This is a genomic window from Phocaeicola faecium (genome assembly GCF_014837055.1).
GTDB lineage: Bacteria > Bacteroidota > Bacteroidia > Bacteroidales > Bacteroidaceae > Phocaeicola > Phocaeicola gallinarum.
The window spans coordinates 912,278-925,869 of sequence record NZ_JACSPQ010000001.1; the positions used below are offsets into that span (position 1 = coordinate 912,278).

Consider the following 13,592-nt stretch of genomic DNA (forward strand, 5'->3'; position numbering starts at 1 on the left):
TATCTGTTTTTGTCTTAACGGATAATCGTCATTTCGTCTATCAGATGACGCGCTCCGGCATATTTGTCTATAATAAATAATGTGTAGCGAATGTCAACACAAGCGGCGCGTTGCAACTGGGGATTATAAGCGATATCGCCTGTCAGCCCTTCGTAGTTGCGGTCGAAGCCGGTACCGATAAGTTCACCTTTCGCATTAAACACCGGCGAACCCGAATTACCTCCGGTATTGTCGGTTGCCGTAGCAAAGCAAACCGGCATTCTGCCATCGGGCATCGCATACTCGCCATAATCTTTCTTTTCGTAAAGTTCTTTCAGCTTAGCGGGCACTACAAACTCCGGATTATCGGGGTCTTCTTTTTCCATCACGCCTTTTAAGGTAGTGTAATATAAATACTCCACACCGTCAACAGGTTCGTACGAGCCTATTTTACCGTAAGTCAGACGCAACGTAGAGTTGGCATCCGGATAAATAGCTTTCCCCTGTCGGCGACGCAGTTCCAACATACCTGCCACCCACGTTTTATGGGCAAGGTTGTAGGCGTTCGTTTCAGCCTTCATAGCGTCGCTCGTAGCCTGATATCCTTCTTTTACCGACTTGGCGTAGATTACCATCGGGTCATTTTCCAACGTTTCCGCAGCAGGGCGTTTCAAGAATTTCTCCAACGCTTCGGCACTGCTGAAAATGGAACGGGTGAAACAAGCGTCTACAAACGCATCGGTACTGCCCTGATATTTATCGTCAATCAGACGGAACACACTGATGCGTTGCGCAGCCGGTATCAAACGGGCATAAAGCGCAATAAGCTGTTTCGACACCTTGCAGTCTACCGACGGACTGTAATCTTTATTGAAGAATTTCTTTCCTGCCTCGCGGAGCTGTTGGGTTTCTTCGGCTATCGCTTTTTTGTTTTTCTGCTGCAAAGCCTCCAAAAGGTTATCGGTATTGGGGATTTCAGAAAACTCCGTACCCAACATCAGCGCTTCATAGATGGCTTGCTGGTGATAAACCGCATCCCGACGTTTTGCCACGATGTCTTTAATGGTTTCGTATGCTTTAAGGTAATCATCATTACCAGTCTCGCGTCCGAACTCAAGCAAGCTCTCCTGCTGTTTTTTCTTCGTATTCAACACCTTCAGCCGTACCAGTCCCTCGTTCATGCCAATGGCGTTTTTCCAATAATTGGCAGACGAAGCATACTTGGCAGCATACTGGATGCGGGTTTTGTCATCTTTGCTCATCTCCTCACCCAACACGCGCAAACGCACTCCGCGCACGGTGTCGCGCATGAAGTTGGTGGTTTGCATACGTTCTTCCACTTCATCGCTTATCATATAACGCCAGTTGCGTCCGGGGAATCCCATGACGAAAGTAAAGTCGCCCTCTTTCACACCCCGCAGGTTGATGGCGATGTGTTTCTTTACGCGCAGCGGAACATTATCGGCACTGTATTCTGCCGGTTTTCCGTCTTTCGACGCATAAATACGGAAGATAGAAAAGTCGCCGCAGTGACGGGGCCACATCCAGTTATCCGTATCGGCTCCGAATTTTCCGATAGAAGAAGGAGGAGCTCCTACCATGCGCACATCCTTATAAACGGTCTTCACAAACAGATAGTATTTGTTGGCACCGTAAAACGGCTTCAGTTCGAGAACAGTAAACGTATCGACAGCAATGTTTTCCTGTTCGGCAAAACGCGATGCCACCGTAGACAGGTACGACGGAGACAGATAGTTCAACCCTTCCGGGTCTTCGTCTTTAGCCAACTGTTCGCGCACGTAATCTGTCACGTCAAGGATACGGTCGATAAACGTCACCGTAAGCCCGCTGCAAGGAAGCTCCTGCGAGCGGTTCATAGCCCAAAAGCCATCCGTCAGGTAATCATGTTCCACCGAGCTGTGTTGCTGGATGTATTTATACCCGCAGTGATGGTTGGTGAGCACCAAACCTTCTGCCGAAATGACTTCGCCCGTACAGCCGCCTCCGAAGTGGACAACGGCATCTTTCAGGCTGATGCTGTCGGGGCAATATATCTGGTCGATACCGATATCCAGTCCCAGCTCACGCATTGCCGCCGCATTTTGCTGCTTCAGGTCGGTCAGCATCCACATGCCTTCATCGGCACGCGCCGTAGAGACCGCCAACGAGCCCAGCAAAGAGCACAATAAAATCGCTTTTTTCATACTGAGTGTGATTATTTTATTCTACAATCGTCATTTCGTCAATCAAATTCTTACAGCCGCCCAACTTCTCGATGATGAACAACACGTAACGAATATCCACCGCGATGCAACGCTGAAGGTTATTGTCGAAATTGATATCACCTGAAAGAGACTCCCAGTTGCCGTCGAAAGCTGCTCCGATCAACTCACCGTCGCCATTCATCACCGGCGAACCGGAGTTACCGCCCGTAATATCGTTCGTAGTCAGGAAGCAAGCAGGCATTTCGCCGTTAGGCAGAGCATAACGTCCGTAATTCTTGGTAGCATAAAGTTCTTTCAACTTAGCAGGCACTACGAATTCCGGATTGTTCGGGTCTTCTTTTTCCATTACCCCTTTCAGTGTGGTATAATATTTATAGTGAACACCGTCTTTCGGGTCATACGATTTCACGTTTCCATACGTAAGACGGATAGTGAAGTTTGCATCCGGAGCTTTCGGCGTGGGAGCATACATTTCGCACAGTCCGCGAACATAAGTTTTATGCAACAGATTGATATCGCCGTTTGCCTCATCCAGCTTGTTGGTCAACTCCTTATACATATCGCTTACCGCGTTTGCATATTGTGCCGACAGGTCTTTGTCGATGGCTTCCCAGGTAGGATTAGCGATGAAGGCATTGAAATTTTTCTCATTGGCAAAGATGCTGTTGTCATACAAAGCGTCTACGTAAGCATTGTAATCGCCCTTAAACTCGGTCTGGATGGTTTTGTAGAATCCGGGCAATGCTTCTGCCGGCACACTTCCGGCGTACAGCGGCAGCAATACCTTAGCCACCTTGCGGTCTACCTCGTGGTCGTAATCCTTGTTATGGATTTCGGCGTAAGCCTCTTTCAAGTCGGCTATCGCCTTTTCGATGTCTTTCTTTTTGTTCTTTTCCAAAGCCACACCCAAGTCGCTCAAAACCGACACTTTAGAAGCCAACGAAAATTCGATACCGTTACGGAACGTTTCCGCAAAGTAAGTCAACTGGGTACGAATCGGCAATACGCGGTCTACATAAGCATCAATCTGCCCCACCACCTTTGCATACGCATCGTTGTTTTTACTGTTGGCAAACTCAAGGAATTTTACTTCCTGCTCTGCCTTCGCCTCCAACACCTTATTATCGATGATGGCTTTATTCATACCGATGGAGTTTTTCCAGTAGTTGCTTGACGATGCAAACTTGCTGGCATACTGGATGCGCACTTTATCGCTGGCAGCCATTTCTTTACGCAACACAGCCTGACGTGCCTCGCGCACGGCAATGCGGGGGATATTCGTACCCTCCATACGCAAGCGCACTTCGCTCTCGGTAAGGTAACGGCTTGTACTGCCGGGGAATCCCATAATCATGGCATAATCGCCTTCCTGCAACCCTTTCAGCGAGATGGCAAGATGTTTTTTCACTTTGAGAGGAACGTTCTCAGGACTATATTCTGCCGGGTTACCGTTTTTATCGGCATAGATACGGAACACAGAGAAGTCGCACGTATGCCGGGGCCACATCCAGTTATCCGTTTCGCCGCCAAACTTACCGATGGATGAAGGCGGGGCAGCCACCATGCGCACGTCGCTGTACGTTTTAATGAAAAACAAATAATATTTATTGCCCTCGTAGAACGGAAGCGCTTGGGTAGAAATGCCCGGTTTGCCCTTCAGGTCGCTCTTCTTCAGTCCCTCGTCGGCAAGTTTTTTCAGATACTTGCTGCCGAATGATTCGGCTTCGGTAACCTTTCCTTTTTTGATATCCTCGTTCACCTTGTCGGTAACATCCACAATGCGTTCTACAAACTTGAATGTCAACCCCGGAGTAGGCAACTCTTCCGCATAGCTTTTTGCCCAAAATCCGTCGGTAAGGTAATCATGCTCAACCGAGCTGTGCTGCTGGATGGCATCGTAACCACAATGATGGTTTGTCAGAATCAATCCGTTCGGCGAAATGATTTCGCCCGTACATCCGCGTCCGAATATACCTATTGCATCTTTCAACGTCACATGGTCCGGACTATAAATATCGGCAATATCCATTGCCAACCCTTGCGCTTTCATGCGCTCGGCAAGGTTTTGTTCCTGCATAAGCTGGAGTAACCACATACCCTCGTCCGCCTTTGCCGGAGTGAAGGCTGCACAAATCAATGCGAGTGCTAATACTTTCAGTTTTTTCATTGCTTTATTTTTTACATGAGTCTATTAAAATAATCCGTCAGGCCACACGCTACGACCTGTCTGAACTGCAAAAATAGTAAAAAAAAGAACATTCCCCCGTAAATCAGTAATAATCCTCTATATAGTTTAATTTATGATAATTTTTTTCCTACCCTAACCGAAAGATTATACCTTTGCTGTGTAAAATTCAAAAGGAGATTTACATGTTTAGATTTTGTTTTTTCCTGTTGTGTGCTGTTCTATGCGCCTCTTGCAGTAAAAAGTATAAAATAGAGGGCTCTTCTTCCGTCTCTACGCTTGACGGCAAGATGCTTTTTATCAAAGTACCGACGGGCGATAACCTGATTGATATAGACTCGGCAGAAATCATACACGGCCTGTTCAAGATGAAAGGAAAGGTCGACTCTACAGTTTTCACGATGCTATACATGGATGACAAGAAAATCATCCCCATCGTGCTTGAGCAGGGTAACATTTCTATCCGGATAGATAATGCGCGCATCACCATCAAAGGTACACCGCTGAATGACAGTTTCAACAATTTCATTTTGAGCCAGAACTCGCTGGACGACCGCGCTTCGGAAGTAGAGTACGAAGAAAGCCGCATGATTATGGACGGCACGTATGGACCGCAGGAGCAACACGAAATTGTAAGAAAACGCAACCAACTGCAAGAAGAGCGAAACAATCTCATCAAAAACTTTATCCAAGACAATTACGAAAATGCGCTGGGGCCGGGCATCTTTTTCTGGATAGGAAGCAACATGCCGTTCCCGTTTCTTACGCCCACGATGGAGGAAATCGTAGAAAAGGCTCCCGATTCGTTCAAGAATAATCCGATGGTAAAAGACTATGTGAGTGCCGCACGCAGCAACATGGAAAAGATGGGTATCATTCACTGATTTTTTCTACCCATAGAACCGGTCGGTTCTACCCATAGAAACACTGAGCTTTCCGAATAGAAACCACCTGCCTTTCGAATAGAAAAAAATGCGGGGACATTTCGAGTGAAACGAACGTTACGTTCTGTCGAAATGTCCCCGCGTTTTTATTGGGATAATGCGCTGAATTCGGCTTATTTGTATTTTTCGTCCAACCCGCTTGCTATCGACTTATACGATTCTTCCATCAGCATTTCGAGATTTTCCGTACCCTTCTTCCCTATCGGATAGATGGGTTTATGAATGGTAAGCGTCAGCGGATGACGCGACAGGAGTTTTCCGGTACGGGGAAATATTTCGAACGAACCGTTTATCGTCATCGGCACGACAGGCATTTGAAGCTGGTCGGCAATGAAAAAAGCTCCTTTTTTAAATTCGTTCATCTTACCCGTAAACGTGCGGCGTCCTTCGGGGAAAACCATGAGTGAAGTACCGTTGGTCAGCACCCGTTCGGCATACTTGATGGTTTTATACATCGAACGCGGATTCGACTTGTCGACGAAGATGAAACCTGCCGACTCGCACGCTTTTCCCACAAACGGAATCTTGCGCAGACTTTTCTTCATCATCCACTTGAAGTTCCTCCCCAAGAAGCCGTAAATCAGGAAGATATCAAACGCTCCCTGATGATTGGCAAGGAAAACATACGAGGTATGATGGTCGATATTTTCGCGCCCTTCGACCTTTACCGGCAACAAGAAAACAAGGCACGTCAGTTGCGACCAGATTTTTCCGGGATAATATCCCCAGAAGTGTCCGTTCCCCAGCCAGCAACCAACCATCGTGGTGAGAGCGGTAAGCAACGTAAGAACGATAAAGATAGGTAATCCGATACAAATTTGGTAAACAATATACAAATATCTCATAAATCAGTTTTTGTGATGATAAACAATTATTTTTCTTTCTGTAAAGTGATGACTGTGATTTCAGGCCATGCCCCCAAGCGCATCGGGAACAGTACGTAGCCCAAACCTATATTGACATAAAGTCCGCGCTTGCCTTCCAGATACATTCCGCAATGCTCAGGATAAATGAATTGGGAAGGCGAAAATCCGAACACACTGACCTGCATTTCGTGGGTATGCCCTGCCAACATCAGTTGAATGTCTGTTTTGGGCAACACCTCACGCCGCCAGTGGGTCGGGTCGTGACTCAACAGCACTTTAAACATGCCATCCGTTCCGCGCAAGGCTTTGGGCAAGTCGCCGAGGTCTGGGAAAGGCGGATTCCCGCTGTTCTCCACTCCCACCAGCGCTATCGAATCATTTCCCCTGCGGATGATACGATTTTCGTTAAGCAACATCTGCCACCCCATACGGTTCTCGCGACTGATAAGCGTATCGACATTCGCCAATCGCTCAGCTTCCGAATTCCAATGAGTATAAGTGGCATAATCATGATTGCCCAAGATGGAATAAACACCGTCTTTTGCTTTCAACTGTGAGAATACAGGCATCAAGTCTTTCATTTCATCGGCACGGCTGTTCACCAAATCGCCGGTAAACACCGCCAAGTCAGGATGCTGCTCATTACACAGGCGGATAGCATCTTGCAAGGCTTCCTGATTCCGCTCCCAGCTGCCGGAATGAATGTCTGATATTTGCAGAATCCGATAACCGTTGAACGCATCGGGGAGGTCGGGCGAGACAAACGTTACTTCATTCACCCGGAAATTTTCTTTCCCCTTTGTCCCTCCGTAATAAATATAACAAAACACAGCCAATGCCGGAATCAAAGAAATCATGCCGTGAGGAACGGCACACCGGAACAGCTTACCGACACCGCGCAGCAAAAGACTGGAAAGGACGTATACCAGTTTCGGCACAGCAATACATAACGTAACCACAAGATATACCCCGAAATAGTGTCCGAAATTTTCGTTGATAATCAGAAAAACCAACAATACCAGCAGCAGCAACACGGTAGGCAGCCAATACAGCCTCTTTATCCACTTACGCTGCGCACCACGTACGTATACTTTATAGATATACCAGTCGGGCAGCAACAGCAGGAGAAGAAACATTAATGATACTCTCAGTAAAATCATATATCACACTAATAAAAGATTTTCAATTCTCTCAAGAGGCGGACTCAATGTTTCCCGCCAAAAATTTTTTCATTGTCTCAAGCGAATATCCGCGCCGCCGGGCGTAATCGGCAAGCTGCTCGCCGTCAATCTTGCCTACCGAAAAATAGCGCGAAGCAGGATGGGCAAACATCAGTCCGCACACCGAAGCATGAGGCTGCATCATTCCGTTTTCCGTCAGCCGGATACCGATGCCTTCCATATCCAACAACTCTGCAAGCAAGAAAGATACAGACATATCGGGCAATGAGGGATACCCCACCGCCGGACGAATCCCCTGATACTCCTCACGCAGGAGTTGTTTCATCGTCAGATTCTCATCCTTAGCATAGCCCCAAATCTTTTTACGGATGGTTTCGTGGGTTTTCTCCGCAGCAGCCTCGGCAAGCCGTTCGGCAAGTGTCTTTACCAATAAACGCTTATAATCATCATCGGCATAAAGTTCTTCCATTTCCGCATCCACGGTTGTGGCAAAAGCTCCCACAGTATCGGTCCCATGAGAAAGCGGGCGTACGAAGTCGCTCAGACAGAGATACGGATCGTCGGGGCGAACGCGGGTCTGCTGGCGCAACAGCGGAAAACGTTTCCCGTCTAACAACAAATTATCCCCATCGGCATTTGCCTCCATCAACCGATAAACGGCATATACCCGATAGTCTTCGTCCAGCCCGTCCAGCATCCGGACCGCCTCTTTATAAAGTTGCATGGCCTCTGCCGCTTTACCACGTTCTTCTTCAGGAAATTGGGTCAGCCACATTGCCCGACAAGAATCGCATCCATGCACATCGGCTATTGCAGCAAAACGAGGCTGGAATCCCCACGCATGAAAGAAATAAATCCAATTGATGTATTCCGTCAGTTCGTGTATCCGGTAAATAATCTTCCCTTCCATAACGGTATCTGTTAACGGTCGAACGTCAAAGCCTGTCCACGGCGACTACGGTCTACCTTGCCATCGGTATAAACCAGCGCACCGTTTACAAACGTTTTTTCTACTTTCGCATGGAAGTGTCTGCCCTCCATCGGACTCCATCCGCATTTGCTCTGAATACAATCAGACGTCAGCACCCACTCTTTATCAGGATTAACCAACACCAAGTCTGCCTGATATCCGGGACGAATGTATCCACGGTTTTTAATCTGGAACAGTTCGGCAGGTGCATGACACATTTTCTGTACCAACTGTTCTACCGTAAACACGCCTTCACGAACCAACTCGAACATGCTTACCAAAGAAAACTGGAGTGAGGGCATTCCCGACACCGCCTTTAATGCACCACCCTGCTTTTCAGATAACAGATGGGGAGCATGATCGGTAGCTATTACATCGATAAGGTTGGTAGACAACGCCTTGCGCAACGCATCCCGATCGGCGCTCGTCTTGATACTCGGATTACACTTGATGCGTGCTCCCAGCGTGGCATAGTCTTCATCGCAAAAACAAAGATGAGAAACACACGCTTCGGCACTAATACGCTTTTCTGAAAGCGGTTTATCTTCGAACAACTCCAACTCGCGAGCCGTACTGACATGCAAAATGTGTAGCCGCGCACCGGTTTCTTTAGCCAACTGTACGGCGAGCGATGAAGACTGGTAACATGCCTCTTCACTGCGGATAACAGGATGGAACCGGATATCCGGGTCGTCGCCATACTGTTCGCGGATACGCTCTGTGTTGCGGCGAATCACCTGCTGGTCTTCGCAATGGACGGCAATCAGCATCCCCGCCCCGGAGAAAATCTTACGCAAAGCATCCATACGGTCAACAAGCATATTGCCCGTACTGGCTCCCATAAAAAGTTTCACGCCGCATACATGTGTTTTATCTAACTGGCTCAGCATATCAGCGTTATTGTTGGTCGCCCCGAAATAGAATGAATAGTTTACCACACACTTGGTAGCGGCATCGGCAAACTTGTTATCGAGAGCCTCAAGGGTGGTAGTTTGCGGATTACAATTCGGCATATCCATAAACGATGTCACCCCACCGGCAGCCGCAGCAGCCGTTTCGGTAGCCATATCAGCCTTATGCGTCAGTCCGGGGTCGCGAAAGTGTACGTGATCATCTATAACACCGGGAATGAGGTAACAGCCTTGTGCATCCAACCACTCGTCGCACTGCTCTGCCGGACGTCCCTCGCCCGCTATTACCTTACGGATTATTTCGCCTTCCACCAGTACAGAGCCAACAAAGCGGCTACCTTCGTTTACTATAATCGCATTATATATACACAGCATGTCTAAAATAAAAAAGAATGAAAATTAAAGACTAAAAAAGGGTAATGAAGAGACTTCCCGACGTAACAGCAAGTGTTTCTTCATTACCCTTTCTTTATTTTTTTATCGGATATTTCTTGAACCAACTATCCCACTTCAGACGAATGACTCCAAACACGGCTTCGCCGAAAATACTGCTGTTCATCTTCGATGTGCCCAGCTCACGATTAATAAATATAACCGGAACCTCTACCACCTTAAATCGGCACTTATAGGCGGTAAACTTCATCTCTATCTGAAAAGCATATCCCTTGAAACGTATCTGGTCTAACGGAATAGTCTGTAACACGGAGCGACGGTAACATACAAACCCCGCCGTAGTATCATGAATCGGTATGCCCGTAATGAACCGTACGTATTTCGATGCAAAGTACGACATCAATACACGTCCCATGGGCCAGTTTACGACATTTACTCCACTTACATAACGTGAACCGATGGATACATCTCCTCCTTCGTCATGACATGCCCGATACAAACGGGGAAGGTCATTCGGGTTATGGCTGAAATCGGCATCCATCTCGAAGATATATTCATACGTCCGCTCAATAGCCCACTTGAATCCGGCGATATAAGCCGTACCCAATCCCAACTTCCCTTTCCGCTCTATCATGAACAAGCGTTCGGGAAATTCGTTCTGTAACCGACGCACGATATCGGCTGTGCCATCGGGCGAATTATCTTCGACAACCAATATATGAAAACATTTCTCCAAGCCAAATACGGCCCGGATAATGTTTTCTATATTTTCCTTTTCATTATAAGTAGGAATAATGACTATACTATCACTTCCTTGCATGGCGTTTCTGTGTTTAGCCTGATTAGATAAATTATTTTTTTAATGCGGCAATGCTTTCCTTTAATGCGGCAATCTTGGTCTCGGCATCGGCTTGTTTCTTACGTTCCATTTCAATAACGTTTGCCGGAGCTTTGCTCACAAATTTTTCATTACCCAACTTCTTCAGTACGCTCTGCAAGAATCCTTCCTGATACTTCAGGTCGGCCTCCAGTTTTTTCAGTTCTTCCTCAACATTAATAAGATTGCCCAACGGGACAGCATATTCCGTAGTACCTACCATAAAGGTAGCAGCTCCCTCAGATTTAGTTGTTACCACCTCTATCGAAGAAAGATTGCAAAGTTTGGTGATAATGGCTTCTCCCCATGCTTCGCCGAGCGAACCCGTATTGACAATCTCCAGTGAAAGTTGCTCTTTCTGAGCTATATTCTTTTGTAAACGAATGGTACGGATACCGCTGACCACTTCTTTTACGGTTTCAAAGCGACTCAAGATAGTATCGGTTTCTGCCGTTGCGTCCTGTACAGCCGGCAACTGCTGAGTCATGATGCTTTCGCCTTCCTTGCGGTCGTAAATATGCTGCCACAATTCTTCGGTGATAAAAGGCATGAACGGATGGAGAAGTTTAAGCAACGTATCGAAGAAACCGAGCGTTTTTTCGTAAGTAACCTTATCAATAGGCTCACCATAAGCCGGTTTCGCCATTTCCAAATACCAGCTTGAGAACTCATCCCAGAATAATTTGTAAACAGCCATCAACGCTTCGCTCAAACGATATTTTCCGAAAAGGTCTTCTACCTCGGCAATCGTCTTGTTCAACATGGCTTCAAACCATTCTGTAGCCAAACGTGCATATTCCGGCTGATCTATTTCGGCAGTCTGCCATCCCTTAACCAGACGGAACGCATTCCATATCTTGTTATTGAAGTTACGACCTTGTTCACAAAGAGCCTCATCAAACAAGATATCGTTTCCGGCAGGCGCACAAAGCATCATACCCATACGCACACCATCGGCTCCGTACTTATCAATCAGTTCCAACGGATCGGGCGAGTTACCCAACGATTTAGACATTTTACGACCGATCTTATCACGCACGATTCCGGTAAAATAAACATTCTTAAACGGCATATCGCCCATATATTCGTAACCCGCCATAATCATACGCGCCACCCAGAAGAAGATAATATCAGGACCGGTAACCAAATCGGTGGTAGGATAATAATATTTGATTTCTTCATTGCCGGGGTTGTTAATGCCGTCGAACAGAGAGATAGGCCACAACCACGATGAGAACCAAGTATCCAAACAGTCGTCATCCTGACGCAGTTCTTCAATCTTCATATCCTCACGTCCGGTTTTCTGCTTGGCAAGTTCAAGCGCTTTTTCCGGCGTTTCAGCCACAACAAACCCGCCTTCGGGAAGGAAATAAGCCGGGATGCGATGCCCCCACCAAAGCTGGCGACTGATGCACCAGTCTTTAATGTTTTCCATCCAATACTTATATGTATTTTTATATTTAGGAGGATAAAACTTCAGTTCATCGTTCATAACCGGAGGCAACGCCATATCTGCGAAATGCTTCATCTTTAAGAACCACTGCATGGACAACTTAGGCTCGATAGGCACGTTGGTACGTTCTGAACATCCAACTTTGTTGGTATAGGCTTCCACTTTTTCCAACAATCCCGCAGCCGCAAGGTCTTTCTCTATTTGCTCGCGCACATCAAAACGGTCCATGCCCACATACAGTCCGGCAGCCTCACTGATAGTTCCGTTATCATTAAAAATATCAATACTGGGCAGATTATGTTTCTCACCCAACATATAGTCGTTTACATCGTGTGCCGGAGTAACTTTCAGACATCCTGTACCAAACTCGATATCCACATAATCATCTTCGATAACCGGGATTACGCGATTAACCAAAGGCACGATAACCTTCTTACCCTTCAACCATTGATTTTTCGGGTCATTAGGATTGATACACATCGCCGTATCACCCATAATCGTTTCAGGACGTGTAGTAGCAACTACGGCATAACGTCCTTCAGCATCACCCTCTACCATGTAGCGCAGGTAGTATAGCTTACTATGTTCTTCTTTATAAATCACTTCTTCATCCGACAACGCAGTCAAGGCCTTCGGGTCCCAGTTTACCATGCGTACACCGCGATAAATAAGTCCTTTATTATAAAGGTCGACAAAAACCTTGATAACGCTTTTGCTGCGTTTTTCATCCATCGTAAACGCAGTTCTGTCCCAGTCGCAAGACGCTCCCAACTTCCGAAGCTGCTTCAAGATAATGCCACCATGTTCATCCGTCCACGCCCAAGCATGTTTCAAAAACTCATCGCGGGTAAGATCCGTTTTTTTGATACCTTGCTGAGCAAGCTTATTTACCACTTTCGCCTCAGTAGCGATAGAAGCATGGTCGGTTCCCGGAACCCAACAAGCGTTTTTGCCCATCATACGGGCACGACGCACCAATATATCTTGTATAGTATTATTAAGCATGTGTCCCATGTGAAGAACTCCGGTCACATTGGGTGGCGGAATAACGACGGTATACGGTTCGCGTCCGTCGGGTTTCGAACTGAAAAGTTTATTATCCAGCCAATACTGATACCATTTCCCCTCCACATCAACGGGATTGTACTTACTTGCTAATTCCATTGTTTTATTATTATCTTGTTAAGTGTTAAATGCTTATCGTTTTCATTGGTGCAAAGTTAATAAATATCCATAGAAAACACGATAAAAAAATCATGTAAATGTTTGCAAGAATGAAAAAGTTCTCCTACATTTGCACCGCATTTGAGAGAAAATGAATTCTTTGGAAGTTTGGGTGAGTGGCTGAAACCAGCAGTTTGCTAAACTGCCGTACGGGTTACCGTACCGGGGGTTCGAATCCCCCAGCTTCCGCAAAAAACATGGCGCTTTCGTCTAGTGGCCTAGGACGCGGCCCTCTCACGGCTGAAACACGGGTTCGATTCCCGTATGCGCTACACTTCAATTTCAAAATGTTAATTTTCCATTAACAGGAAGTTTGGGTGAGTGGCTGAAACCAGCAGTTTGCTAAACTGCCGTACGGGTTACCGTACCGGGGGTTCGAATCCC

The 13,592-nt window shown here is 46.7% G+C and carries 9 protein-coding genes and 2 tRNA genes; 3 read left to right on the forward strand and 8 right to left on the reverse strand.

Annotated elements, in window-relative coordinates:
- Nucleotides 1–14: 14 nt before the first annotated feature.
- Nucleotides 15–2,183 (reverse strand): S46 family peptidase, encoded by a 2,169-nt coding sequence (locus H9626_RS03995; protein WP_178256912.1) that lies wholly within the window; start codon nt 2,181–2,183, stop codon nt 15–17.
- 16 nt (nt 2,184–2,199) lie between these two features.
- Complete coding sequence (locus H9626_RS04000; RefSeq protein ID WP_191709640.1) at nt 2,200–4,371, reverse strand: S46 family peptidase; 2,172 nt, start codon at nt 4,369–4,371, stop codon at nt 2,200–2,202.
- Between the two features lie 203 nt (nt 4,372–4,574).
- Here H9626_RS04000 and H9626_RS04005 point away from each other — a divergent pair, with 203 nt between their 5' ends.
- Nucleotides 4,575–5,273 carry a DUF4369 domain-containing protein gene (locus tag H9626_RS04005; RefSeq protein ID WP_178256910.1) on the forward strand — a complete coding sequence of 233 codons (699 nt, stop codon included), beginning with the start codon at nt 4,575–4,577 and terminating at the stop codon, nt 5,271–5,273.
- Nucleotides 5,274–5,446: 173 nt separating this feature from the next.
- On the opposite strand, the gene H9626_RS04010 is transcribed toward H9626_RS04005, so the two are convergent.
- The 6 genes from H9626_RS04010 to H9626_RS04035 form a co-directional block, all read right to left on the reverse strand.
- Complete coding sequence (locus H9626_RS04010) at nt 5,447–6,178, reverse strand: lysophospholipid acyltransferase family protein (RefSeq protein ID WP_178256909.1); 732 nt, start codon at nt 6,176–6,178, stop codon at nt 5,447–5,449.
- Nucleotides 6,179–6,204: 26 nt separating this feature from the next.
- Nucleotides 6,205–7,359 (reverse strand): metallophosphoesterase, encoded by a 1,155-nt coding sequence (locus H9626_RS04015; protein ID WP_178256908.1) that lies wholly within the window; start codon nt 7,357–7,359, stop codon nt 6,205–6,207.
- A 31-nt stretch (nt 7,360–7,390) separates the two neighbouring features.
- A complete protein-coding gene (locus H9626_RS04020) occupies nt 7,391–8,290 on the reverse strand; it encodes a vitamin B12 dependent-methionine synthase activation domain-containing protein (RefSeq protein WP_191709641.1) in 900 nt (299 codons plus the stop codon).
- An 11-nt stretch (nt 8,291–8,301) separates the two neighbouring features.
- On the reverse strand, nt 8,302–9,636 hold the full coding sequence (locus H9626_RS04025) for a dihydroorotase (RefSeq protein ID WP_191709642.1): 1,335 nt from the start codon (nt 9,634–9,636) through the stop codon (nt 8,302–8,304).
- A 94-nt stretch (nt 9,637–9,730) separates the two neighbouring features.
- Entirely contained in the window at nt 9,731–10,474 is a 744-nt protein-coding gene (locus tag H9626_RS04030; RefSeq protein WP_178256905.1) for a polyprenol monophosphomannose synthase, read from the reverse strand.
- Nucleotides 10,475–10,505: 31 nt separating this feature from the next.
- Nucleotides 10,506–13,148 (reverse strand): valine--tRNA ligase, encoded by a 2,643-nt coding sequence (locus tag H9626_RS04035; protein WP_178256904.1) that lies wholly within the window; start codon nt 13,146–13,148, stop codon nt 10,506–10,508.
- Between the two features lie 162 nt (nt 13,149–13,310).
- On the opposite strand from H9626_RS04035, the gene H9626_RS04040 reads away from it, so the two are divergent.
- Nucleotides 13,311–13,397: transfer RNA gene (locus H9626_RS04040), tRNA-Ser, on the forward strand.
- 10 nt (nt 13,398–13,407) lie between these two features.
- A tRNA-Glu gene (locus H9626_RS04045) sits at nt 13,408–13,480 on the forward strand.
- Nucleotides 13,481–13,592 lie beyond the last annotated feature (112 nt).